At 69.1% G+C, this 25,252-nt stretch carries 23 protein-coding genes; 22 read left to right on the top strand and 1 reads right to left on the bottom strand.

The annotated features are described in order from the left end of the window. Positions 1–117: 117 nt before the first annotated feature. The 22 genes from ABZ904_RS31795 to ABZ904_RS31690 all read left to right on the top strand — a co-directional run bounded on the left by ABZ904_RS31795 (position 118) and on the right by ABZ904_RS31690 (position 23,214). Complete coding sequence (locus ABZ904_RS31795) at positions 118–1,464, top strand: homoserine dehydrogenase (protein ID WP_359395473.1); 1,347 nt, start codon at positions 118–120, stop codon at positions 1,462–1,464. 6 nt (positions 1,465–1,470) lie between these two features. Then, positions 1,471–2,529, top strand: coding sequence for a threonine synthase (gene thrC, locus ABZ904_RS31790; protein ID WP_360995007.1), 1,059 nt, complete (start codon positions 1,471–1,473; stop codon positions 2,527–2,529). Between the two features lie 263 nt (positions 2,530–2,792). Beyond that, positions 2,793–3,710 carry a homoserine kinase gene (gene thrB / locus ABZ904_RS31785; protein WP_360995010.1) on the top strand — a complete coding sequence of 306 codons (918 nt, stop codon included), beginning with the start codon at positions 2,793–2,795 and terminating at the stop codon, positions 3,708–3,710. 406 nt (positions 3,711–4,116) lie between these two features. Then, positions 4,117–6,039, top strand: a complete 1,923-nt coding sequence (rho, locus tag ABZ904_RS31780) for a transcription termination factor Rho (RefSeq protein ID WP_361827100.1) — start codon at positions 4,117–4,119, stop codon at positions 6,037–6,039. 441 nt (positions 6,040–6,480) lie between these two features. Further along, the gene (locus ABZ904_RS31775; protein WP_361827097.1) at positions 6,481–7,620 is read left to right on the top strand and encodes an LCP family protein; all 1,140 of its coding nucleotides are present in this window, start codon (positions 6,481–6,483) and stop codon (positions 7,618–7,620) included. A 227-nt stretch (positions 7,621–7,847) separates the two neighbouring features. Further along, positions 7,848–8,069: a 50S ribosomal protein L31 gene (gene rpmE, locus ABZ904_RS31770; RefSeq protein WP_006142443.1), complete on the top strand. Its 222-nt coding sequence runs from the start codon at positions 7,848–7,850 to the stop codon at positions 8,067–8,069. Positions 8,070–8,214: 145 nt separating this feature from the next. Next, complete coding sequence (gene prfA / locus ABZ904_RS31765; protein WP_359395592.1) at positions 8,215–9,282, top strand: peptide chain release factor 1; 1,068 nt, start codon at positions 8,215–8,217, stop codon at positions 9,280–9,282. Between the two features lie 68 nt (positions 9,283–9,350). Next, entirely contained in the window at positions 9,351–10,190 is an 840-nt protein-coding gene (gene prmC, locus ABZ904_RS31760) for a peptide chain release factor N(5)-glutamine methyltransferase (protein WP_359395461.1), read from the top strand. Between the two features lie 55 nt (positions 10,191–10,245). Continuing rightward, complete coding sequence (locus ABZ904_RS31755; protein ID WP_359395459.1) at positions 10,246–10,893, top strand: L-threonylcarbamoyladenylate synthase; 648 nt, start codon at positions 10,246–10,248, stop codon at positions 10,891–10,893. Then, entirely contained in the window at positions 10,890–11,567 is a 678-nt protein-coding gene (locus ABZ904_RS31750) for a protein-tyrosine-phosphatase (protein ID WP_360995022.1), read from the top strand. The genes ABZ904_RS31755 and ABZ904_RS31750 overlap by 4 nt, the downstream gene beginning before the upstream one ends. A gap of 272 nt (positions 11,568–11,839) precedes the next feature. Then, positions 11,840–13,081 (top strand): serine hydroxymethyltransferase, encoded by a 1,242-nt coding sequence (gene glyA, locus ABZ904_RS31745; protein WP_361827092.1) that lies wholly within the window; start codon positions 11,840–11,842, stop codon positions 13,079–13,081. Between the two features lie 127 nt (positions 13,082–13,208). Then, positions 13,209–14,549, top strand: a complete 1,341-nt coding sequence (locus tag ABZ904_RS31740; RefSeq protein WP_360995112.1) for an MraY family glycosyltransferase — start codon at positions 13,209–13,211, stop codon at positions 14,547–14,549. A gap of 300 nt (positions 14,550–14,849) precedes the next feature. After that, entirely contained in the window at positions 14,850–15,287 is a 438-nt protein-coding gene (locus ABZ904_RS31735; RefSeq protein WP_360995028.1) for a hypothetical protein, read from the top strand. Between the two features lie 273 nt (positions 15,288–15,560). Next, positions 15,561–16,331, top strand: coding sequence for a F0F1 ATP synthase subunit A (gene atpB, locus ABZ904_RS31730; RefSeq protein ID WP_360995115.1), 771 nt, complete (start codon positions 15,561–15,563; stop codon positions 16,329–16,331). Between the two features lie 77 nt (positions 16,332–16,408). After that, entirely contained in the window at positions 16,409–16,648 is a 240-nt protein-coding gene (gene atpE, locus ABZ904_RS31725; protein WP_046591560.1) for an ATP synthase F0 subunit C, read from the top strand. 39 nt (positions 16,649–16,687) lie between these two features. Next, positions 16,688–17,236 (top strand): F0F1 ATP synthase subunit B, encoded by a 549-nt coding sequence (locus tag ABZ904_RS31720; RefSeq protein WP_360995031.1) that lies wholly within the window; start codon positions 16,688–16,690, stop codon positions 17,234–17,236. Beyond that, positions 17,233–18,048, top strand: a complete 816-nt coding sequence (locus tag ABZ904_RS31715) for a F0F1 ATP synthase subunit delta (protein WP_360995034.1) — start codon at positions 17,233–17,235, stop codon at positions 18,046–18,048. The genes ABZ904_RS31720 and ABZ904_RS31715 overlap by 4 nt, the downstream gene beginning before the upstream one ends. A gap of 115 nt (positions 18,049–18,163) precedes the next feature. Continuing rightward, a complete protein-coding gene (gene atpA, locus ABZ904_RS31710; RefSeq protein ID WP_360995037.1) occupies positions 18,164–19,756 on the top strand; it encodes a F0F1 ATP synthase subunit alpha in 1,593 nt (530 codons plus the stop codon). 21 nt (positions 19,757–19,777) lie between these two features. Further along, positions 19,778–20,695, top strand: a complete 918-nt coding sequence (locus tag ABZ904_RS31705) for a F0F1 ATP synthase subunit gamma (RefSeq protein WP_360995040.1) — start codon at positions 19,778–19,780, stop codon at positions 20,693–20,695. Further along, the gene (gene atpD, locus ABZ904_RS31700; RefSeq protein WP_359395441.1) at positions 20,695–22,131 is read left to right on the top strand and encodes a F0F1 ATP synthase subunit beta; all 1,437 of its coding nucleotides are present in this window, start codon (positions 20,695–20,697) and stop codon (positions 22,129–22,131) included. The genes ABZ904_RS31705 and atpD overlap by 1 nt, the downstream gene beginning before the upstream one ends. Positions 22,132–22,262: 131 nt before the next feature. Beyond that, a complete protein-coding gene (locus ABZ904_RS31695) occupies positions 22,263–22,637 on the top strand; it encodes a F0F1 ATP synthase subunit epsilon (protein WP_359395438.1) in 375 nt (124 codons plus the stop codon). A 130-nt stretch (positions 22,638–22,767) separates the two neighbouring features. After that, positions 22,768–23,214, top strand: a complete 447-nt coding sequence (locus tag ABZ904_RS31690) for a DUF2550 domain-containing protein (RefSeq protein ID WP_359395436.1) — start codon at positions 22,768–22,770, stop codon at positions 23,212–23,214. Positions 23,215–23,275: 61 nt separating this feature from the next. On the opposite strand, the gene ABZ904_RS31685 is transcribed toward ABZ904_RS31690, so the two are convergent. Then, positions 23,276–25,102 (bottom strand): glycoside hydrolase family 18 chitinase, encoded by a 1,827-nt coding sequence (locus tag ABZ904_RS31685; RefSeq protein WP_361827084.1) that lies wholly within the window; start codon positions 25,100–25,102, stop codon positions 23,276–23,278. Positions 25,103–25,252 lie beyond the last annotated feature (150 nt).

Here is a 25,252-nt window from a genome sequence, read left to right as displayed (position 1 = left end):
GGTCTTCCGCCGCTGACAAAATGAAATGCTCGTCTCACGATCCGGACAAAGGGCAGAAAGTACCGTCCGGTGAGTGAGACTGGTCGAACCGTGGACCGCATGAGGAAACGAGGTCGGATGATGCGTACGCGTCCGCTGAAGGTGGCGCTGCTGGGCTGTGGGGTTGTCGGCTCAGAGGTGGCGCGCATCATGACGACGCACGCCGCCGACCTCGCCGCCCGCATCGGAGCCCCCGTCGAACTGGCGGGAGTCGCCGTACGGCGGCCTTCCAAGGTGCGCGAGGGCATCGACCCCGGCCTCGTCACCACCGACGCCACCGCCCTGGTCAAACGCGGGGACATCGACGTCGTCGTCGAGGTCATCGGCGGTATCGAGCCGGCCCGCACCCTCATCACCACCGCCTTCGAGTACGGCGCGTCGGTCGTGTCGGCCAACAAGGCCCTGCTCGCCCAGGACGGGGCCGCCCTGCACGCGGCGGCCGAGGAGAACGGCGAGGACCTCTACTACGAGGCGGCCGTCGCCGGGGCCATCCCGCTGATCCGGCCGCTGCGCGAGTCGCTCGCCGGTGACAAGGTCAACCGGGTGCTCGGGATCGTCAACGGCACCACCAATTTCATCCTCGACAAGATGGACTCCACCGGGGCGGGCTACCAGGAGGCCCTGGACGAGGCGACCGCCCTGGGATACGCGGAGGCCGACCCCACCGCCGATGTCGAGGGGTTCGACGCCGCCGCCAAGGCCGCCATCCTCGCCGGGATCGCCTTCCACACGCGGGTGCGCCTCGACGACGTCTACCGCGAGGGCATGACCGAGGTGACCGCCGCCGATTTCGCCTCCGCCAAGAAGATGGGCTGCACCATCAAGCTGCTCGCCATCTGCGAGCGCGCCGCCGACGGGGGCTCGGTCACCGCGCGCGTGCACCCCGCCATGATTCCGCTGGCCCACCCGCTCGCCTCGGTGCGCGGCGCGTACAACGCCGTCTTCGTGGAGTCGGACGCCGCCGGTCAGCTGATGTTCTACGGGCCCGGTGCCGGGGGCGCGCCGACCGCCTCCGCCGTGCTCGGCGATCTGGTCGCCGTGTGCCGCAACCGGCTCAACGGTGCCAAGGGGCCCGGCGAGTCCGCGTACGCCGCCCTGCCGGTGTCCCCGATGGGCGATGTCGTCACGCGGTACCACATCAGCCTCGACGTCGCCGACAAACCGGGTGTTCTCGCTCAGGTCGCGACCGTCTTCGCCGAGCACGATGTCTCGATCGATACGGTTCGCCAGCAGGGCAGGAATCAGAGCGGTGGCGACGCGGTGGTCATCGAACAGGGTGGTGAGCGGCGGGACGGCGGCGAGGCGTCCCTCGTCGTCGTCACCCACCGTGCGTCCGACGCGTCCCTGGCCGGGACCGTCGAGGCGCTGCGCAGCCTCGACACCGTGCGGGGTGTCGCCAGCATCATGCGGGTTGAAGGAGAGTAGCCAGCAATGACCCACCAGTGGCGCGGAATCATCGAGGAGTACCGGGACCGGCTTCCGGTGTCCGACAGCACGCCGGTCGTCACGCTCCGTGAGGGTGGTACGCCGCTCGTGCCCGCGCAGGTGCTCTCCGAGCGCACCGGGTGTGACGTTCATCTCAAGGTGGAGGGCGCCAACCCCACCGGGTCCTTCAAGGACCGCGGCATGACCATGGCCATCTCCAAGGCCAAGGAGGAGGGCGCGAAGGCCGTCATCTGCGCCTCCACCGGCAATACGTCCGCCTCCGCGGCCGCCTACGCCGTACGCGCCGGCATGGTCTCGGCCGTGCTCGTCCCGCAGGGCAAGATCGCGCTGGGCAAGATGGGCCAGGCGCTGGTCCACGGGGCGAAGATCCTCCAGGTCGACGGCAACTTCGACGACTGCCTCACCCTCGCGCGCGCCCTGTCCGAGAACTACCCGGTAGCGCTGGTCAATTCGGTCAATCCGGCGCGTATCGAGGGCCAGAAGACGGCGTCCTTCGAGATCGTGGACATGCTCGGCGACGCTCCCGACATCCACGTCCTGCCGGTGGGCAACGCGGGCAACATCACCGCCTACTGGAAGGGCTACCAGGAGTACGCCGCGGACGGCGTCGCCACGCGGACCCCGCGCATGTGGGGTTTCCAGGCATCCGGTTCCGCCCCGATCGTGCGCGGTGAGGTCGTCAAGGACCCGTCGACCATCGCCACCGCGATCCGCATCGGCAATCCGGCGTCGTGGAAGTTCGCCCTGGCGGCGAGGGATGAATCGGGCGGCTTCATCGATGAGGTGACGGATCGTGAAATCCTGCGCGCCTACCGGCTGTTGGCCGCGCAGGAGGGCGTCTTCGTGGAGCCCGCCTCGGCCGCCTCGGTCGCCGGCCTGCTGAAGGCCGCCGAACAGGGCAAGGTCGACCCGGGGCAGCGGATCGTGTGCACCGTCACCGGCAACGGGCTCAAGGACCCCGACTGGGCCGTCGCGGGCGCCCCGCAGCCGGTCACGGTCCCGGTCGACGCGGCCACGGCGGCCGAGCGGCTCGGGCTGGCATGACGCGGCGACTCGCGCGACGCGGCCGCCGCCGAGGGATAACCCTGTAGGCACCCGGCTGCGGGGGCACAGGGGGGCATACGACACGCATCGTGCGCCTCCTGTGCGCCCTATGTCGCCACAGAACCTTCCTTCGATAAGCTGTACCGAACCCGCCCGCCGCATATGCCGCGGTACACCGCCGTCCCTGCGTCCCGGCCCTCGGGTTTTCCGCACGTATCGCATGTCATTCGACCATCACGCAGCTCAAGGAGAGTCATCGAGCGATGGCCGGTCCAGCCTTCCGCGCCGCCGCCGTCAGGGTGCGCGTCCCCGCCACCAGCGCCAACCTCGGCCCGGGCTTCGACGCCCTCGGCCTCGCGCTGGGGCTGTACGACGACGTGGTCGTCCGGGTGGCCGACTCCGGGCTGCACATCGACATCGCCGGTGAGGGCAGCGAGACGCTCCCGCGCGACGAGAGCCATCTCCTCGTACGGTCTCTGCGTGCCGCCTTCGATTCCCTGGGCGGGCAACCGCGCGGCCTGGAGATCGTCTGTGCCAACCGCATTCCGCACGGTCGGGGCCTCGGTTCCTCCTCCGCCGCGATCTGCGCCGGCATAGTCGCCGCCCGCGCCGTCACCATAGGCGGCGACAGCCGCCTCGACGACGCCGCGCTGCTGGAGCTCGCCACCGAGATCGAGGGCCACCCGGACAACGTCGCGGCCTGCCTCCTCGGCGGGTTCACGCTCTCCTGGATGGAACGCGGCGCCGCCCGCGCGATCCGCATGGACCCCGCAGATTCCATCGTTCCGGTGGTTTTCGTCCCCGGAAAGCCGGTGCTGACCGAGACCGCGCGCGGACTGCTGCCCCGCTCCGTACCGCACGTCGACGCCGCCGCCAACGCGGGCCGCGCCGCTCTGCTCGTCGAGGCGTTGACGAGGCGTCCCGAGCTGCTGCTGCCCGCCACCGAGGACCGCCTTCACCAGGAGTACCGCGCCCCGGCCATGCCGGAGAGCACTGCGCTGGTGGAGCGGCTGCGGGCCGACGGGATCCCCGCGGTGATCTCCGGCGCCGGACCCACCGTCCTGGCGCTGGCCGACGGCGCGAGCGCCGACAAGGTGGCCGACCTGGCGGGCGACGGCTGGGCCGCCAATCGGCTGGACCTCGACAGCCAGGGAGCGAGCGTGCTGCCGCTTGCGTCCTGACACACGGTTGCCGGATTTGGAGAGGGGGAATGTTTGTTGGATCCGGTAGTGTTAACCTCAAGTCTGCACCCGACCCAGCCATGGCGAGGTGCTTCGTGTCCCAGTCCGGGACAACCATTCTTCCGGGAGCCTCCCAAGCCGCACTGTGTTCCGTATCACGTACGTGAGTACGTCGTACGCGGACACTGAACGGGTTGCAGAGCACGCTCCGGAATCGGCGTGAACGAGCCGCGTGACACAAAACCGGGTGTCACTGCTTCGGGAAGCGCCAATCACCAGATATTTCCTCCGCCGCTTTTGGCGGACCACCGCCCCGGCACGGTCCACACAGCAGGGACTCAAGCCGGACAGCACAACCGGTCGCCGAGCCAGACAGGCCGACGTCCGCTCCAGGGAAGGACCCTTCGTGAGCGACACCACCGATCTGATGGGCGCACGTGTCGAGGAGACCGCTGCCGCGCCCGCCACGGACGCCTCCGCGCCTGCCACCGGTGCCGGCTCCCGGCGGCGCCGCGGTACCGGCCTCGAGGGCATGGTGCTGGCCGAGCTGCAGCAGGTCGCATCGGGCCTCGGCATCAGGGGCACGGCGCGCATGCGCAAGAGCCAGCTGATCGAGGTCATCAAGGAGGCGCAGGCGGGAGGCGGTGCCCCGGCCAAGGCCGAGGACGCCACCGAGACCAAGCCCAAGCGCCGGTCCACCTCCAGGACCCGCACCGGCGACGAGGCCGCAGCGGCCGAGCCCAAGGCCGAGAAGCCGGCCGAGCAGGCCGTGGCCGCGCAGCAGATCGAGATTCCCGGCCAGGGAGCCGGTGACGACACCACGGCCGAGCGCAGCCGCCGCCGTGTCACCGCCGAGGCCGGCAGCCCCGAGACGGTCGCCGCCGAGGCGAAGACCGAGGCGCCGGGCCAGCAGGCGCAGCCGCAGGGCGACGCCGGTGACGGCGACGGCCGCCGCCGCGACCGCCGTGAGCGCGGCCGTGACCGCGACCGCCGGGGCAAGGGCGACGAGCAGCAGGGCGGCCAGCAGCGTCAGCAGCAGGGCCAGCAGCAGCAGGGCGGCGGCCGCCAGGACCGGCAGCAGCAGGACGACGACGACTTCGAGGGCGGGCGCCGGGGCCGTCGCGGCCGCTACCGTGACCGCCGTGGCCGCCGTGGGCGCGACGACGTCGCCGAGCCGCAGGTCACCGAGGACGACGTCCTGATCCCCGTCGCGGGCATCCTGGACATCCTCGACAACTACGCGTTCATCCGTACCTCGGGCTACCTGCCGGGGCCGAACGACGTGTACGTCTCCCTCGCCCAGGTCCGCAAGAACGGCCTGCGCAAGGGTGACCACATCACCGGCGCGGTCCGCCAGCCGAAGGAAGGCGAGCGCCGCGAGAAGTTCAACGCGCTCGTCCGCCTGGACTCCGTCAACGGCATGGCGCCCGAACACGGCCGTGGCCGCCCGGAGTTCAACAAGCTGACGCCGCTGTACCCGCAGGACCGGCTCCGCCTGGAGACCGACCCGGGCGTGCTGACCACCCGCATCATCGACCTGGTGTCGCCGATCGGTAAGGGCCAGCGCGGTCTGATCGTGGCCCCGCCGAAGACCGGCAAGACCATGATCATGCAGGCGGTCGCCAACGCGATCACCCACAACAACCCCGAGTGCCACCTGATGGTCGTCCTCGTCGACGAGCGTCCGGAAGAGGTCACCGACATGCAGCGGTCGGTCAAGGGCGAGGTCATCTCCTCGACCTTCGACCGTCCGGCCGAGGACCACACCACGGTCGCCGAACTCGCCATCGAGCGGGCCAAGCGTCTGGTGGAGCTGGGCCACGACGTGGTCGTCCTGCTCGACTCGATCACGCGTCTGGGCCGTGCGTACAACCTCGCCGCGCCGGCCTCCGGCCGCATCCTGTCCGGTGGTGTCGACTCCACGGCTCTGTACCCGCCGAAGCGCTTCTTCGGTGCCGCCCGCAACATCGAGGACGGCGGTTCGCTGACCATCCTCGCCACCGCCCTGGTGGACACCGGGTCCCGCATGGACGAGGTGATCTTCGAGGAGTTCAAGGGCACCGGCAACATGGAGCTCAAGCTCGACCGGAAGCTCGCCGACAAGCGCATCTTCCCGGCGGTGGACGTCGACGCGTCCGGCACCCGCAAGGAAGAGATCCTGCTCGGCGCCGAGGAGCTCAACGTCGTCTGGAAGCTGCGTCGGGTGCTGCACGCGCTCGACCAGCAGCAGGCGATCGAGCTGCTCCTCGACAAGATGAAGCAGACGAAGTCGAACGTCGAGTTCCTGATGCAGATCCAGAAGACGACGCCGATGCCGAACGGCGACTGAGCGCGTCCGGCACCCTGAGGGCCGCCCCCGTCCGACCGGACGGGGGCGGCCCTTTTCGCCTTCTCGGGGCAGGGCTTCCGGCCCCGTGCGCCCGATCATGCCGTTTGCCATTGCAAGGCGCCAGGAAGCCGCGGGAGAGACTTTCGCCACAAGGGTCAAGGTCGGTACCGGTTTGCAGCGGTACGACATTTTCGAGTGAAACCCCAGGTGGGAGGGTGTCTTTCCGGCTCGGCGGTCACGGACCGTGCTTGACTTCCCACACGGTGGGCACCGTGCATTGTGCAACCCTGTCCCGGGTTTCTCCGTCTGACGTACGGAGTGACCATGGAGCGACAGGGGTCCCTCGTCCGGGGGACACCGAGATCGTCCGACAGGGTCACGGTCGACCAGGACTGGCCCTGAAAACAGGGGGTACGCGAACGGACGAGGACTGAGGAGCACATGCCTGCGGACACCACACCGGACGACGGCATAGCCGACGAGGCGGCACTGTCAGGCCCGCGCGGCCGGGCCAAGGGCCGCCGCCGCAAGCCCCGCGGCAAGGGACGCAGGGCGCTCCTCGTCACTGCCTGGACCGCTGCCGGTATCGTCGTGCTCGGCGGCACGGGTCTCGGCTACGTCTACTTCAAGCTCAACGGCAACATCAAGAGCGTCGACATCAACCAGGCCCTCGGCGCCGACCGGCCCACCAAGGTCGACAACGGCTCCGAGAACATCCTGGTCCTCGGCTCGGACAGCCGCTCCGGCAGCAACAAGAAGCTGGGCGGCGGCACCGACGACGGCAGCGCACGCTCCGACACGGCGATGATCGTGCATCTCTACAAGGGCCACAAGCGGGCGAGCGTCGTCTCCATCCCGCGCGACACGCTGGTCGACCGCCCCCGGTGCACCGGCACCAACGGCACCGCGTACCCCGCGGCCTCCGCCGTGATGTTCAACTCCGCCTACTCGACGGGCGGCGCCGCCTGCGCGGTGAAGACGGTGGAGTCGCTGACCGGCGTCCGTATGGACCACTACGTCGAGGTGGACTTCTCCGGCTTCCAGAAGCTGATCGACGACCTCGGCGGCGTCCAGGTGACCACCACCAAGAACATCGACGACAAGAACAGCCACCTCGATCTGCAGGCGGGCACGCACACCCTCGACGGTCAGCAGGCGCTCGGCCTGGTGCGCACCCGGCACGGCGTGGGCGACGGCTCCGATCTCGGCCGCATCCAGCTCCAGCAGGCCTTCATCAAGGCCCTGGTGGAGCAGGTCGACCACATCGGCGTGCTCAGCAGCCCGACCAAGCTGCTGGACCTGGCCGACACCGCGACGAAGTCCATCACCACCGACTCCGACCTGGCCTCCGTCAAGGCACTGGCGTCCTTCGCCGACGGGCTCAAGGGCATCGGCTCCTCGCACATGGACATGGTGACGACGCCGGTCGAGTACGACCCGTCGGACCCCAACCGGGTCCTGGTGGAGAAAAGCAAGGCCAAACTGGTGTGGGACGCCCTGAAGAACGACAAGCCGATCCCGGCGAGTGCGACGAAGGGAACGGCGACGGGCGAGGCCAAGGGCGTCGTGGCGTCGTCCTGACCAGGGTCTCCGCACACCGGCGGCCGGCCGGCCCCCGGGCCTCTGGGAACCTCTGCCGGCGCACCGGGCAGGCACCCCGGGGCTCCGGGCGGTAGTGGGAATAGATCACTTGTGCCCCCGGTTTTGGGGGATGCGGCCAGTCCTGGCAGACTGGTACGTCGGCTCCGGTTCACGCTCCCGTATCCCGCGGCGGCGACCCGGCGCCCTCCATGAACCTAGGAGACACCTTGAAGCGCGACATCCACCCCGAGTACGTCGAGACGCAGGTCAGCTGCACCTGTGGCGCGTCGTTCACCACTCGCAGCACCATCCAGTCCGGCACCATCCGGGCCGAGGTCTGCTCCGAGTGCCACCCGTTCTACACGGGTAAGCAGAAGATCCTCGACACCGGTGGCCGTGTGGCCCGCTTCGAGGCCCGCTTCGGCAAGGCTGCCGCTGCCAAGAAGTAGCGAGCCCACAGCGCCGGTCTCCGGCGCCCCCTTTTCGCACGCCGAAGCGGGGGCGCCGGGACCGGCGCTTTGCGGTGCAGCCACTGTTCGTCGTACATACGTCCCCATGTCCAGGCCGGACGGGGACATCCCATGGGAGCCGGAGATGTTCGAGGCGGTCGAGGAACTGGTCGGTGAACACGCCGACCTGGAGAAGAAGCTCGCCGATCCGTCGGTCCACGCCGACCAGGCCAACGCACGCAAGCTCAACAAGCGCTATGCCGAGCTGAGCCCGATCGTCGCCACGTACCACTCCTGGAAGCAGGTCGGCGACGACATCGAGACCGCGCGCGAACTGGCCGCCGACGACCCGGACTTCGCCGCCGAGGTCAGGGACCTGGAGAAGCAGCGCGAGGGTCTGACCGAGAAGCTGCGCCTCCTGCTCGTCCCGCGGGACCCCAGCGACGACAAGGATGTGATCCTCGAGATCAAGGCGGGCGCGGGCGGCGACGAGTCCGCCCTGTTTGCCGGCGACCTGCTGCGCATGTACCTGCGCTACGCCGAACGCGTCGGCTGGAAGACCGAGATCATCGACTCCACCGACTCCGAGCTCGGCGGCTACAAGGACGTCCAGGTCGCCGTGAAGACCCGCGGTCAGCTGGAGCCCGGCCAGGGCGTGTGGGCCCGCCTGAAGTACGAGGGCGGGGTGCACCGTGTGCAGCGCGTGCCCGCGACCGAGTCGCAGGGCCGTATCCACACCTCCGCGGCCGGTGTGCTGGTCACGCCGGAGGCGGAGGAGGTCGACGTCGAGATCAACCCGAACGACCTCCGTATCGACGTCTACCGCTCCTCGGGCCCCGGCGGCCAGTCCGTCAACACGACCGACTCCGCGGTGCGCATCACGCACGTTCCCACCGGGGTCGTCGCCTCCTGCCAGAACGAGAAGAGCCAGCTGCAGAACAAGCAGCAGGCGATGCGTATCCTGCGCTCCAGGCTGCTGGCCATGGCGCAGGAGGAAGCGGAGAAGGAGGCCGCGGACGCCCGCCGCAGCCAGGTCCGCACCGTCGACCGCTCCGAGAAGATCCGCACCTACAACTTCCCGGAGAACCGCATCTCGGACCACCGTGTCGGCTTCAAGGCGTACAACCTGGACCAGGTCCTGGACGGCGACCTCGACGCGGTGATCCAGGCCTGCGTCGACGCGGACTCGGCCGCCAAGCTCGCGGCCGCGTAAGGCACGTACACAATCGGAGGACCAGCGTGCAGCAAGATTTTGGGGGGCGACCCTCAAGCCCCCGCAGTGTGCTGCTCGCGGAGGTGGCCCAGGCCACCCAGCGGCTGGCCGACGCCGGCGTGCCCTCGCCGCGCAACGACGCGGAGGAACTCGCCGCGTTCGTGCACGGCGTCAGGCGGGGCCAGCTGCACACCGTCAAGGACTCGGACTTCGACGCCCGCTACTGGGAGGTCATCGCCCGCCGCGAGGCCCGCGAACCGCTCCAGCACATCACCGGACGCGCCTACTTCCGGTACCTGGAACTCCAGGTCGGGCCCGGGGTGTTCGTCCCGCGCCCGGAGACCGAGTCGGTCGTCGGCTGGGCCATAGACGCGGTGCGCGCGATGGACGTCGTCGAGCCGCTGATCGTGGACCTGTGCACCGGCTCGGGAGCCATCGCGCTCGCCCTGGCCCAGGAGGTGCCGCGGTCCCGTGTCCACGCCGTGGAGCTGTCCGAGGAAGCCCTCCAGTGGACACGCAAGAACATGGAAGGCTCCCGGGTCGACCTGCGCCAGGGGGATGCCCTTGCGGCCTTCCGCGACCTGGACGGCCAGGTCGACCTCGTGATCTCCAACCCGCCGTACATCCCGCTGACCGAATGGGAGTACGTCGCTCCCGAGGCCCGCGACCACGACCCGGAGATGGCCCTCTTCTCCGGCGAGGACGGCCTCGACCTCATCCGCGGCCTGGAGCGCACCGCGCACCGGCTGCTGCGCCCCGGCGGTGTCGTCGTCATCGAGCACGCCGACACCCAGGGCGGCCAGGTGCCGTGGATCTTCACCGAGGAGCGGGGCTGGGCCGACGCGGCCGATCACCCCGACCTCAACAACCGCCCCCGCTTCGCGACCGCCCGCAGGGCGCTGCCGTGAGCACCCCGAAGACTCTCTTTCCGCAGCAGTACGTGTACGAGGAGGCCAGCTGAAGATGGCACGGCGATACGACACCAACGACGCGACCGACCGCACGACCGGTCTGCGCGAAGCCGCGTCCGCCGTCCGCCGTGGCGAACTCGTGGTGCTGCCGACCGACACCGTGTACGGCATCGGCGCCGACGCGTTCTCCTCGGAGGCCGTGAGCGACCTGCTCCAGGCCAAGGGCCGGGGCCGTAACATGCCCACGCCCGTCCTCATCGGCTCCCCGAACACCCTGCACGGCCTCGTCACGGACTTCTCGGAGATGGCCTGGGAGCTGGTCGACGCGTTCTGGCCGGGCGCCCTCACGCTCGTCGCCAGGCACCAGCCGTCCCTGCAGTGGGACCTGGGGGACACCCGTGGCACCGTCGCCGTGCGCATGCCGCTGCACCCGGTCGCCATCGAGCTGCTGACCGAGGTCGGCCCCATGGCCGTCTCCTCCGCGAACCTGACCGGCCACCCCGCACCGGAGACCTGCGACGCCGCGCAGGAGATGCTCGGCGACTCGGTCTCCGTCTACCTCGACGGCGGCCCGACGCCCGGCAACGTGCCGTCGTCCATCGTCGACGTCACGGGCAAGGTGCCGGTCCTGCTGCGCCAGGGCGCGCTGTCGGCCGAGGAGCTGCGCAAGGTGGTCCCCGACCTCGAGGTGGCGAATTGACAGCCCCTGACGCGGGGCGTGGCATAGGCAACGGGGACGAGACGGGGAGCCCGGCACAGGTGGGGCTTCACCGTGACACCTTCCGCATCCTCCACGTCAGCACCGGCAACGTGTGCCGCTCGCCGATCACCGAGCGGCTGACCCGGCATGCCCTGGCGGACCGGCTCGGCGACCCCTTGTGGGGCGGGCTGATCGTGGAGAGCGCGGGCACCTGGGGCCACGAGGGCGCGCCCATGGAGGCGAACGCGGAGACGGTCCTCGCCGACTTCGGTGCGGACCCCTCCGGCTTCGTCGGCCGGGAACTCCTGGACGAGCACGTGATCCGCGCCGACCTGGTCCTGACCGCGACCCGCGACCACCGCGCCCAGGTCATCTCCATGGGCCACTCGGCGGGCCTGCGCACCTTCACGCTGAAGGAGTTCACCCGCCTCGTACGCGCGATAGACCCCGCCACGCTGCCTCCGCTGGAGGACGGCGTGGTCGCCCGTGCCCGCGCCCTGGTCCGGGCCGCGGCGGCCCTGCGCGGCTGGCTCCTCGCCCCCACGGTCGAGGCGGACGAGGTCTTCGACCCGTATGGGGCACCGCTGCCGTTCTTCCGTTCGATCGGGGACGAGATCCACCAGGCGCTGGACCCGGTGGTGACGGCCCTGACGGGCGTCCGGGCCCGGGCCTGATCAGGGCCCAGGCCCGATCCGCGATCCACGACTTCTTCGCAGGCGACGCCCGTGCCCGTCGGGACGGCCGCGCGCCGCAGCCCCGGTGCGCGCGGGAAGGGGGCAGGCCCTCCCGTGTCCGGGGCGGTACGGCCAAGGCGCCACGGCCCCCTGTGCGTGCGGACGGGGGACCCTGTCAGGGCCCATCGGGGTACCCGCGCGGACGCGGTGACCGGCGGGCCCGGGGCCCCTGGCCTACATTGGACGTACGTTCCCGACGCCCGGAGCCCACCATGGCGGTCACGCACACCCTCGAGGCCGACGTCCTGCAGCGGCAGGACCCCGAGCTGGCCGAGATCCTCCTCGGGGAACTCGACAGGCAGTCGACGACGCTGCAGCTCATCGCGGCGGAGAACTTCACCTCGCCGGCGGTGCTCGCCGCCCTCGGCTCCCCGCTCGCCAACAAGTACGCCGAGGGCTACCCCGGCGCCCGCTACCACGCCGGGTGCGAGATCGTCGACATGGCCGAACGCATCGCCGTGGAGCGGGCGAAGGCACTGTTCGGGGCCGAGCACGCCAATGTGCAGCCGCACTCGGGATCGTCCGCGGTGCTCGCCGCGTACGCCGCACTGCTCAGGCCCGGCGACACCGTGCTCGCCCTGGGGCTGCCGTACGGCGGCCATCTCACGCACGGCTCGCCCGCCAACTTCTCGGGCCGCTGGTTCGACTTCGTCGGCTACGGGGTGGAGGCGGACTCCGGGCTCATCGACCACGAGCAGGTGCGCACCCTCGCCCGTACCCACCGCCCCAAGGCCATCGTCTGCGGGTCCATCGCCTATCCGCGGCACATCGACTACGCCTTCTTCCGGGAGGTCGCCGACGAGGTGGGCGCCTACCTCATCGCCGACGCCGCCCACCCGATCGGCCTGGTCGCCGGCGGCGCGGCGCCCAGCCCGGTGCCGTACGCCGACGTCGTCTGCGCCACCACGCACAAGGTGCTGCGCGGCCCGCGCGGCGGCATGATCCTGTGCGGGAGCGAACTCGCCGAGCGCGTGGACCGGGCCGTCTTCCCCTTCACCCAGGGCGGAGCGCAGATGCACGCCATCGCCGCCAAGGCCGTCGCGTTCCGGGAGGCGGCGACGGAGCCGTTCGCCGTGTACGCGCACCAGGTGGTGATCAACGCCCGTTGTCTCGCGGCGGCCCTCGGTGCGGAGGGGCTGGCGATCATCACCGGCGGCACCGACACCCATCTGCTGACGGTGGACCCCGCCCCGCTGGGCGTGGACGGCCGTACCGCGCGGGGGCGGCTCACGGCGGCCGGCATGATCCTCGACACGTGTGCGCTTCCTCACGGCGACGCCCGCGGCCTGCGCCTGGGCACCGCCGCTCTGACCACGCAGGGCATGGGCGAGGCCGAGATGACGTACATCGCGGAATTGTTCGCGGCCGTGCTGCGGGACGAGGCGGACAGCAAGAAGGTGCGTGAAGAAGTGCGGGAGCTCACCGGAAGATTTCCGCCGTATCCCGGCCCGTAGTGGGTAGGCGGAGCGGAGTGCACAGCCACCCGTGCAACCATCGTCGCTACCCGTTAGTCCTCAACCGTATGCACGCGAAGCTAGGCTGTGGGGCTGAGGATGTTCAGCGAGATCTGTGGGGATGCCCGTGCGTGAATACCTGCTGACGCTCTGCATCACGGCCGCGGTGACGTATCTGCTGACAGGGCCGGTACGCAAGTTCGCGATCGTGGCCGGAGCCATGCCGGAGATCCGGGCCCGTGACGTGCATCGGGAACCGACCCCCCGGCTCGGCGGTATCGCCATGTTCTTCGGCCTGTGCGCGGGCCTGCTGGTCGCCGACCACCTCAAGAGCCTCAACGAGGTCTTCGCGAAGTCGAACGAGCCGCGGGCGCTGCTGTCGGGCGCCGCGCTCATCTGGCTCATCGGTGTCCTGGACGACAAGTTCGAGATCGACGCCCTGATCAAGCTGGGCGGCCAGATGATCGCCGCGGGCGTGATGGTCATGCAGGGTCTGACGATCCTGTGGCTGCCCGTACCGGGCGTCGGCCTGGTCGCGCTCACGCAGTGGCAGGGCACCCTGCTGACGGTGGCGCTGGTCGTCATCACGATCAACGCGGTCAACTTCGTCGACGGCCTCGACGGCCTCGCCGCCGGCATGGTGTGCATCGCGGCCGCCGCGTTCTTCATGTACGCCTACCGCATCTGGTACGGCTACGGTCTGGAGGCCGCCGCCCCGGCGACCCTGTTCGCGGCCGTCCTGATGGGCATGTGCCTGGGCTTCCTGCCGCACAACATGCACCCGGCGCGGATCTTCATGGGCGACTCGGGCTCGATGCTGATCGGCCTGGTGCTCGCTGCCGGGGCCATCTCGATCACCGGCCAGGTGGACCCGGACGCGATGAACCTCTTCTCCGGTTCCGAGCGGGCGACGGTCCACCAGACCGTCCCGGTCTACATCCCGCTGCTGCTCCCGCTGACGATCATCGCCGTCCCGGCCGCCGACCTCGTCCTCGCGATCGTGCGCCGCACCTGGCGGGGCCAGTCGCCGTTCACGGCCGACCGCGGGCATCTGCACCACCGGCTCCTGGAGATCGGTCACTCGCACAGCCGGGCCGTGCTGATCATGTACTTCTGGTCGGCGCTGATCGCCTTCGGCGCCCTGGGGTACTCCGTGAACTCGGCGTCGCTGTGGATCGTGCTCGGGATCGTGGCGCTGAGCGCGGTCGGCCTGGTCCTGCTTCTGCTGCCGCGGTTCACGCCGCGTGCGCCCCGCTGGGCGGAGGCGTTCGTTCCGCCGCGCTACCGCCGCCGGGCCCCCGCCGTCCTGGGTCCCCTGGACGCCGAGGCGTTCGGGGCGGAGGAGCGGACGGAGCCCGAGCAGGAGCACCGCACCCCGGTCGCCGCGAGTGTCTCCGGGCTCAACGGCGCCACCGCCCTCAGTACCCGGACCCGGCTGGAACGGCACGACGCCGAGCCTTCGCGTTGACCGCGTCCAAGGTAAGAATCTGACTAACGCGTTGCCAAAAGGTGGGGGTCCAAAGACCCCCAATATCAGACAAGGCACCCTGACGCTCGCGCAGACGCGCGGGTTCACTCTCATGTGTGACCGCACGCACAGCACCTAGGTAAAGACCACATCAAATAGTTTGTGATACGGTTCACGAGAACCCGGGATAGAGCCGAAGGACCCAAGCAAGGGACCCCTCGGTGTGTGGACCCCACTCGGCCCGGGACTACGCTCGTCCATGACGACACCCCTGCCCCCTGAGTAAGCGGAGTTGCCGCCATGCCGTCCAATGACGCCCGGAACCTTCTGCGGATCGCCGTGCCCACCGCGGCCGTCGGCGTGATCACTGTCGCCGTGAGCGGCGTGGTCGCGGGGGGCGACGGGGCGCTCGGCGCGGCCGTCGGTGCGGCGCTCGCCATCCTGTTCATGGGACTCGGCCTGTACGTCCTGCAGTGGACGGCAAAAACGCTCCCGCACCTGTTTCAGGCCATGGGGCTGATGCTCTACGTCGCTCAGCTCCTGCTGCTGCTGATCTTCGTCGGCCTGTTCAAGCACACCTCTCTCTTCGACCCGAAGACGTTCGCTCTGTCGCTCGTCGTCGCGACCGTGGTGTGGATGGCCGCGCAGGCTCGTGCGCACCTGAAGACCAAGATGTTCTACGTCGAACCGGACGCCCAGAACAGCGAGAAGTCCCAGAACGCGGGCTCTCCGTCGTGAGGGGTAGGGCCGGGATAAAGACGTGTGAGAGATCCTGCTATCGTCCGGTGCCAACTGCGGCATCGCGGGCGCGGGCATCCGAGCTGACGCCTGCTTATTCGCGAGGCTCTATGCCCCCCAGCCGCCCCCACATCCGTAACACCAGTCCGGTGCCGATCCGCGGCTGCGCGCCGCGCCGACACAACGAGGTTGCCGTACCCATGCGTCACGCCGAAGGAGCCCGCGGTGAGTGCTGACCAGACCCAGCTCGCCTTTGACTGGAGTTGTCGGATCCTGTCCGACAACGGGTGCGGCTTTCCGGCTCCGGGCCTGCACTCGTTCCTCTTCAAGCCGCTCGCCACGGTTGGCGGCTTCGAGTTCAACAAGGTGATGCTGCTCGCCCTCATCACCAGCGCCCTCGTCGTCAGCTTCTTCTGGGCGGCCTTCGGCAAGGCCAAGGTGGTCCCGGGCAAGCTGCAGATGGTGGGCGAGGCCGGCTACGACTTCGTGCGCCGCGGCATCGTCTACGAGACGCTCGGCAAGCGCGAGGGCGAGAAGTACGTCCCGCTGATGGTCTCGCTGTTCTTCTTCATCTGGATCATGAACATCTGGTCCGTGATCCCGCTCGCGCAGTTCCCGGTGTCGTCGATCATCGCGTACCCGGCGGTGCTCGCCGCCGTGGTCTACGTGACCTGGATGACGATGACGTTCAGGCGCCACGGCTTCTCCGGCGGATTCAAGAACCTCACCGGCTACGACAAGTCGCTCGGCCCGGTGCTGCCGCTCGTCGTGGTCATCGAGTTCTTCTCGAACGTCCTCGTCCGGCCGTTCACGCACGCGGTGCGACTGTTCGCCAACATGTTCGCCGGCCACCTGCTGCTCGCGATGTTCACCGTCGCCAGCTGGTACCTGCTGAACAGCTACATGATCCCCGGTGCGGGCGTCTCCTTCGCGATGACCGTCGTGATGATCATGTTCGAACTCTTCATCCAGGCCGTCCAGGCGTATGTGTTCGTGCTGCTGGCCTGCTCCTACGTTCAGGGCGCTCTCGCCGAGCACCACTGACCGCCACCCGCTCCACACCACCCCAGTCGTCCGGTGGCCAACCCCCACCGGTCCGTAAAAGAGAAGGAAGAAACGGCATGTCCGCTGCCATCGACCTCGCCGCCGGCGTCTCCGGTTCCCTCGGCTCCATCGGTTACGGCCTCGCCGCCATCGGCCCCGGTATCGGTATCGGCATCATCTTCGGTAACGGCACCCAGGCCCTGGCCCGTCAGCCCGAGGCGGCCGGTCTGATCCGCGCCAACCAGATCCTCGGCTTCGCCTTCTGTGAGGCGCTCGCCCTCATCGGCATCGTTATGCCGTTCGTGTTCGGTCAGTAATCACATACTCACCGGCACGTATCGACGAAAGGCACTGATGTGATCGCCACCCTGGTTCAGTTGGCGGCTGAGGAGAAGCAGAATCCCCTCGTCCCGCCGGGTCCTGAGCTGCTCGTCGGCACCATCGCCTTCGCCATCGTGTTCTTCTTCTTCTGGAAGAAGGCGCTTCCGAACATCAACAAGGTTCTCGAGGAGCGCCGCGCGGCGATCGAAGGCGGCATCGAAGAGGCCGAGGCCATGAAGGTCGAGGCCCAGAGCGTGCTCGAGCAGTACAAGGCTCAGCTCGCCGAGGCCCGGCACGAGGCCGCGCGTCTGCGCCAGGAGGCGCAGGAGCAGGGCGCCACCCTCATCGCCGAGATGCGCGCGGAAGGCCAGCGGCAGCGTGAAGAGATCGTCACCGCCGGTCACACGCAGATCGAGGCCGACCGCAAGGCCGCCGCTCAGGCCCTGCGTCAGGACGTCGGCAGGCTCGCCACCGAGCTGGCCGGCAAGCTGATCGGTGAGTCCCTCGACGACCACGCCCGCCAGAGCCGCGTCATCGACCGGTTCCTCGACGAGCTCGAGGAGAAGGCCGAGGCCGCGCGATGAACGGAGCGAGCCGCGAGGCCCTGGCAGCCGCACGGGAGCGTCTGGACGCGCTGACGGACTCCACGTCCGTGGACGCGGCGCAGCTCGCCGACGAGCTGGCGGCCGTCACCGCGCTGCTCGACCGCGAGGCGTCGCTGCGTCGGGTCCTGACCGACCCGGCGCAGCCCGGCGAGGCCAAGGCCGAACTGGTCCGGCGCCTGCTCGGCGCCCAGGTCACCGGGCCGACCCTGGACCTGGTGTCCGGCACGGTGCGCTCGCGCTGGTCGCAGCCGCGTGACCTGGTCGACGCGCTCGAGGAGCTGGCGAATGTCGCCGACCTCACCGCCGCCGAGAAGGCGGACGCGCTCGACGACGTCGAGGACGAGCTGTTCCGGTTCAGCCGGATCGTCTCCTCCAACACCGAGCTGCGTGCCGCGCTGACCGACCGCGCCGTTGGCGCCTCGGCCAAGGTCGAGCTGCTGCACCGGCTGCTCGGCGGCCGTGCCAACGTGACGACCGAGCGTCTGGTGACGCGCCTTGTGACCGCGCCGCGGGGACGTAGCCTGGAAGCGGGACTCGAGTCCCTGTCCAAGCTCGCGGCCGCGCGCCGTGACCGCATGGTCGCCGTGGTCACCTCGGCTGTGCCGCTGAGCGACGCCCAGAAGCGGCGCCTCGGTGCCGCGCTGGCCAAGGTCTACGGCCGTCAGATGCACCTGAACCTCGACGTGGACCCTGAGGTCCTCGGCGGGATCCAGGTGACGGTCGGTGACGAGATCATCAACGGTTCGATCGCGGACCGGCTCGAGGACGCGCGCCGTCGCATGGCGGGCTAGCAGCAACTCCATACGCAGTACTACGGCCCGAGTTGGGCCGTGCAGAGGATTCCTGGGGGTCGCCCCCAGACCCCCACAGAAACTTCGGGCCCAACAAGGAGAGCAGGGAACCCAGATGGCGGAGCTCACGATCCGGCCGGAGGAGATCCGGGACGCGCTGGAGAACTTTGTCCAGTCGTACAAGCCGGACGCGGCCTCGCGCGAGGAGGTCGGTACGGTCACCCTTGCCGGCGACGGCATCGCGAAGGTCGAGGGTCTGCCCTCGGCCATGGCCAACGAACTGCTGAAGTTCGAGGACGGCACCCTCGGCCTCGCCCTCAACCTCGAGGAGCGCGAGATCGGTGCCATCGTCCTCGGTGAGTTCAGCGGCATCGAGGAGGGCCAGCCGGTGCGGCGCACCGGTGAGGTGCTCTCGGTCGCGGTCGGCGAGGGCTACCTCGGCCGTGTCGTCGACCCGCTCGGCAACCCGATCGACGGCCTCGGCGAGATCGAGACCGATGGTCGCCGCGCCCTCGAGCTGCAGGCCCCCACGGTCATGCAGCGCAAGTCGGTGCACGAGCCGATGGAGACCGGCTACAAGGCCGTCGACGCGATGACCCCGATCGGCCGCGGTCAGCGCCAGCTGATCATCGGTGACCGTCAGACCGGCAAGACCGCCCTGGCCGTCGACACGATCATCAACCAGCGCGACAACTGGCGCACCGGCGACCCGAAGAAGCAGGTCCGCTGCATCTACGTCGCCATCGGCCAGAAGGGCTCCACCATCGCGTCGGTCCGCCGCGCGCTGGAGGAGAACGGCGCGCTGGAGTACACGACCATCGTCGCCGCCCCGGCGTCCGACCCGGCCGGCTTCAAGTACCTGGCGCCGTACACCGGTTCGGCCATCGGCCAGCACTGGATGTACGCGGGCAAGCACGTCCTGATCATCTTCGACGACCTCTCGAAGCAGGCCGACGCCTACCGCGCCGTGTCCCTGCTGCTGCGCCGCCCGCCGGGCCGCGAGGCCTACCCCGGTGACGTCTTCTACCTGCACTCCCGCCTGCTGGAGCGCTGCGCCAAGCTCTCCGACGACATGGGCGCCGGTTCGATGACCGGCCTGCCGATCGTCGAGACCAAGGCCAACGACGTCTCGGCGTTCATCCCGACCAACGTCATCTCCATCACCGACGGCCAGTGCTTCCTGGAGTCCGACCTGTTCAACGCCGGCCAGCGCCCGGCTCTGAACGTCGGTATCTCGGTCTCCCGCGTCGGTGGCTCCGCCCAGCACAAGGCCATGCGCCAGGTCTCCGGCCGGCTGCGCGTCGACCTCGCCCAGTTCCGTGAGCTGGAGGCGTTCGCCGCCTTCGGTTCCGACCTGGACGCCGCGTCGAAGGCCCAGCTGGAGCGCGGTCAGCGCATGGTCGAGCTGCTGAAGCAGAACCAGTACCAGCCGATGGCCACCGAGGACCAGGTCGTCTCGGTCTGGGCCGGCACCAACGGCCGTATGGACGACGTACCGGTCGCCGACATCCGCCGCTTCGAGCGCGAGCTCCTGGACTTCCTGCACCGCAAGCACCAGGGCCTCATGACCTCCATCAAGGAGGGCGCCAAGATGTCGGACGACACGATCCAGGCGATCGACGACGCCGTCGCGGAGTTCAAGAAGCAGTTCGAGACCTCGGACGGCAAGCTGCTCGGCGAGGACGTTCCTGCCGCTGCCGCCAAGTGACGTAAGGAAGGGACCTGACTCATGGGAGCCCAGCTCCGGGTCTACAAGCGTCGCATCCGATCCGTCAGCGCGACCAAGAAGATCACGAAGGCGATGGAGATGATCGCCGCCTCGCGCGTCGTCAAGGCGCAGCGCAAGGTGACGGCCTCCACGCCGTACGCGACCGAGCTGACTCGCGCGGTCACGGCGGTCGGCACCGGCTCGAACACCAAGCACCCGCTGACCACCCAGGCCGAGACGGTGACGCGGTCCGCGGTGCTGCTCCTGACGAGCGACCGCGGTCTGGCCGGCGCCTTCAACTCCAACGCGATCAAGGCGGCGGAGCAGTTGACCGCACGGCTGGAGCGCGAGGGCCAGCAGGTCGACACGTACATCGTCGGCCGTCGCGGTGTCGCCCACTACAACTTCCGTGAGCGCAAGATCGCGGATTCGTGGACGGGCTTCACCGACGACCCGACGTACGCGGACGCCAAGCAGGTCGCGGCTCCGCTCATCGAGGCCATCGAGAAGGAGACGGCGGACGGCGGCGTGGACGAACTCCACATCGTCTACACCGAGTTCATCTCGATGATGACGCAGACGGCGCTCGGCGACCGGTTGCTGCCGCTCAGCCTCGAGGAAGTGGCCGAAGAGTCGCCCAGCAAGGACGAGATCCTTCCGCTGTACGACTTCGAGCCCTCGGCGGAGGACGTCCTCGACGCCCTGCTGCCGCGCTACGTGGAGAGCCGTATCTACAACGCGCTGCTCCAGTCGGCCGCTTCGAAGCACGCCGCCACGCGGCGCGCGATGAAGTCGGCCACCGACAACGCCGGAGAGCTCATCGAGACGCTCACCCGGCTTGCCAACGCGGCCCGCCAGGCCGAAATCACCCAGGAAATCAGCGAGATCGTCGGTGGCGCGAGCGCCCTGGCCGACGCGACCGCGGGGAGTGACTACTAATGACCACCACTGTTGAGACGGCCACGGCGACGGGCCGCGTCGCGCGGGTCATCGGCCCGGTCGTCGACGTGGAGTTCCCCGTCGACGCGATCCCGGACATCTACAACGCCCTCCACGTCGAGGTCCTGGACCCGGCGAAGGAGGGGGAGAAGCGGACGCTGACCCTGGAGGTCGCCCAGCACCTGGGTGACGGCCTGGTACGCACCATCTCCATGCAGCCCACCGACGGTCTGGTCCGCCAGGCTCCGGTGGTCGACACCGGCGACGGCATCACCGTCCCGGTCGGCGACTTCACCAAGGGCAAGGTGTTCAACACCCTCGGTGAGGTGCTGAACGTCGACGAGACGTACGACGGCGAGCGCTGGACCATCCACCGCAAGGCCCCGAACTTCGACGAGCTCGAGTCGAAGACCGAGATGTTCGAGACCGGCGTCAAGGTCATCGACCTGCTGACCCCGTACGTCAAGGGCGGCAAGATCGGCCTGTTCGGCGGCGCCGGCGTCGGCAAGACGGTGCTCATCCAGGAGATGATCTACCGTGTGGCCAACAACCACGACGGTGTCTCCGTGTTCGCCGGTGTCGGTGAGCGCACTCGTGAGGGCAACGACCTCATCGAGGAAATGAGCGACTCGGGCGTCATCGACAAGACCGCTTTGGTCTTCGGCCAGATGGACGAGCCCCCGGGCACCCGTCTGCGCGTCGCGCTGGCCGGCCTCACCATGGCCGAGTACTTCCGCGACGTCCAGAAGCAGGACGTGCTGTTCTTCATCGACAACATCTTCCGCTTCACGCAGGCCGGTTCCGAGGTCTCCACGCTGCTCGGCCGTATGCCGTCAGCGGTGGGTTACCAGCCGAACCTGGCCGACGAGATGGGCCTCCTCCAGGAGCGCATCACCTCGACCCGCGGTCACTCGATCACCTCGATGCAGGCGATCTACGTCCCCGCGGACGACCTGACCGACCCGGCCCCGGCCACCACGTTCGCCCACCTCGACGCGACGACGGTTCTGTCCCGTCCGATCTCCGAGAAGGGCATCTACCCGGCCGTGGACCCGCTGGACTCCACGTCCCGGATCCTGGACCCGCGGTACATCGCGCAGGACCACTACGACGCCGCCATGCGCGTCAAGACGATCCTGCAGAAGTACAAGGACCTCCAGGACATCATCGCGATCCTCGGTATCGACGAGCTCGGCGAGGAGGACAAGCTCGTCGTCCACCGGGCCCGCCGTGTGGAGCGCTTCCTGTCCCAGAACACCCACGTCGCCAAGCAGTTCACCGGCGTCGACGGGTCGGACGTCCCGCTGGAGGAGTCGATCGCGGCCTTCAACGCGATCATCGACGGCGAGTACGACCACTTCCCGGAGCAGGCGTTCTTCATGTGCGGTGGTATCGAGGACCTGAAGAAGAACGCGAAGGAGCTGGGCGTCTCCTGACGCTGTGCTCGTGACGGAGAGGGACGAGACCGCGCCCTGCCATGGCCCGCGTCCCGTCCCTCTCTGTACGCCTACTAGAATTCATCCCAACACCCGGCAGACCCGCCGGGTGGTGATCCGAGGAGCCACCCTTGGCTGCTGAGCTGCACGTCGAGCTGGTCGCCGCCGACCGCCAGGTCTGGTCCGGCGAGGCCACCCTGGTCGTCGCGCGCACCACGTCCGGCGACATCGGCGTCATGCCCGGTCACCAGCCGCTGCTCGGTGTGCTGGAGTCGGGCCCGGTGACCATCCGTATGAGTGATGGTGGAACGGTCGTCGCCGCGGTGCACGGCGGTTTCATCTCGTTCGCGGACAACAAGCTGTCGTTGCTGGCCGAGATCGCCGAACTGTCGGACGAGATCGACGTCCAGCGCGCGGAGCGGGCGCTCGAGCGCGCGAAGTCGGAGGCTGACGCCTCCGCGGAGCGCCGTGCGGACGTCCGGCTGCGTGCGGCGGCGGCGAGCTGACCACAGCGCGTATGCAATGACGTGACACTCAGCCGCGGCTGGACCGGAGCAATCCGGAACCAGCCGCGGCTGAGGCAAATGCGGATGTTTTTTCCGTTCCGTTACCTAGGAGACGAGGAGGTCGGTGCCGATGGTCCTCGCTCTGACTGTGTGCGGAATTGTCGTCGCTCTCGTGGTGGTGGGGCTGTTCGTCTTCGGTCTGCGGCGCCGGCTCATTCAGCGCTCGGGCGGCACGTTCGACTGCAGCCTGCGCTGGGACGTGCCGGAGAAGACCGACACCAGCGGCAAGGGCTGGAGCTACGGAGTCGCCCGCTACAACGGCGACCGGGTCGAGTGGTACCGCGTCTTCTCCTACGCCCCGCGCCCGCGCCGTGTCCTGGAGCGTTCGGCGATCGAGGTGGCCGGCCGGCGCAGCCCCGAGGGCGAGGAGGAGCTGGCGCTGCTCTCCGACGCGCTGATCCTCGCCTGTCAGCACCGGGGCACCCGTCTGGAGCTCGCGATGAGCGAGGACGCGCTGACCGGTTTTCTCGCGTGGCTGGAGGCGGCTCCGCCCGGACAGCGGGTCAATGTGGCGTAGACACGCCGACTCCCCCCGGCGGACCGAGGGGAGTCGATGTGGTCTCGGGCCGGAAACCGCCCTATGACAGACCGCTGTTGATCGCGCTCACCAGCTCGCCGTTGCTGGTGTCACCGCTGAACTCCCAGAAGAAGGCGCCGCCCAGCCCCTGGCTCTTGGCCCACGCCATCTTCGTGCCGATGGTGGCCGGGGTGTCGTACGACCACCAGTTGCTGCCGCAGTGCGCGTACGCCGTGCCCGCGATGGTGCCGGTGACCGGGCAGGACGTCTTGAGCACCTTGTAGTCCTCGATGCCCTGTTCGTAGGTGCCCGGGGCGGGTCCGGTGGCCGTGCCGCCCGGGGCGTCCTGGGTGACACCCGTCCAGCCTCGCCCGTACAAGCCGATGCCGATCAGCAGCTTGTTCGCGGGCACTCCCTGCGCCTTGTACTTGGCGATCGCGTCCGCCGTGGTGAATCCGGCGGTCGGGATGCCGCTGTACGAGGTGAGGGGGGAGTGCGGGGCCGTGGGGCCCTGCGGGGCGAAGGCGCCGAAGAAGTCGTACGTCATCACGTTGTACCAGTTGACGTACTGCGAGGCGCCCGCGTAGTCGGTGGCGTCGATCTTGCCACCGGAGGAGCCGTCGGCCGTGGTGGCGGCGGTGACGAGGTAGTTCGCGCCGAACTTGGCGCGCACTGCGGACATCAGGTTCTTGAAGGCCGCCGGCCCGCTGCTGTCGCAGGACAGACCGCAGGCGTTCGGGTACTCCCAGTCCATGTCGATGCCGTCGAACACGTCCGCCCAGCGCGGGTCCTCGACCAGGTCGTAGCAGGACTGGGCGAAGGCGGCCGGGTTCTTCGCGGCCTCACCGAATCCGCCGGACCAGGTCCAGCCGCCGAAGGACCACAGCACCTTGATGTTCGGGTACTTGGCCTTGAGCTCGCGCAGCTGGTTGAAGTTGCCCCGCAGCGGCTGGTCCCAGGTGTCGGCGACGCCGCTGACGGACTGGTCGGCGGTGAACGCCTTGTCGTAGTCGGCGTAGGAGTCGCCGATCGCGCACTTGCCGCCGGTCACGTTGCCGAAGGCGTAGTTGATGTGCGTGATCTTCGCCGCGGAGCCTGACGTCACCAGGTTCTTGACGTTGTAGTTGCGGCCGTAGATGCCCCACTCGGTGAAGTACCCGAGCCTGACGGCGGATCCGGGGGGCGGCGGGTTCGTGGTGCCGCCGGTGGTGTGCACCTCGACCGCGCCGCTGACGGGACCGGTCTGGTCGGCGGTGTCACGGGCCTGGACGGTGTACGAGTAGTCGGAGCCTGCGTTCAGACCGGAGTCCGTGTAGGACGTCGTCGTCACCGTGGCGACCTTGGCGCCGTCCCGCAGGACGTCGTAGTTCTTGACGCCCTTGTCGTCGCTCGCCGCGTTCCAGGACAGCTTCACCGAGGTGTCCGTGATGCCCGACGCCGTGGGGGTGCCCGGAGCGGAGGGCGGGTTGTCGCCGGGGACGGTGGTGCCGCCGTCACAACTGCCGCCGTTGAGCGAGCAGTTGCTCGGTGCGCCCGGGCCGGCGCCGTTGAAGCCGAAGGAGACGGAGGCCCCGGGGGCGAGCGTGCCGTTGTAGGACTTGTTCTTGGCGGTCCAGTGGGTGCCGGAGTTCGTCACGTCCGCGTCCCACGCCGAGGTGACGGAGGTACCGGAGGGGAAGTCCCACTCGATCGTCCAGGAACTGAGGGACGTGGTGCCGGTGTTCTTGACGGTCCACTTGCCCTCGAAGCCGGTGCCCCAGTCCTGGGTCTTGGCGTAGGTGGCGGTGGCCGATGTCGCTGCCTGTGCGGGACCGGCGAGGCCGACCAGGCCGGCGAGTGGGAGCAGCAGGGTCGCCAGACCTGCCGCGGCTCGGTGTCTGAAGCGCATGCAGCGCCTCCTCTTGTCGAAATGAGCCGGGGTGTCATGGGCATGACTGAGCCTTCACGCCCACAGTGCCGCGAGAATAGAAAGGTCTGGACCATCGGTCAATAGGTCTGGACCACAGTGCAGTTGGTGAACGGGTCGCCCCAACTCCCG

Origin of the sequence: Streptomyces sp. NPDC046900 (genome assembly GCF_040644975.1) — a bacterium.
In the GTDB taxonomy this organism is placed as follows: Bacteria; Actinomycetota; Actinomycetes; order Streptomycetales; family Streptomycetaceae; genus Streptomyces.
Note: the sequence above shows the minus strand (reverse complement) of the source record. Positions and strands in the feature narration are given on the sequence as shown.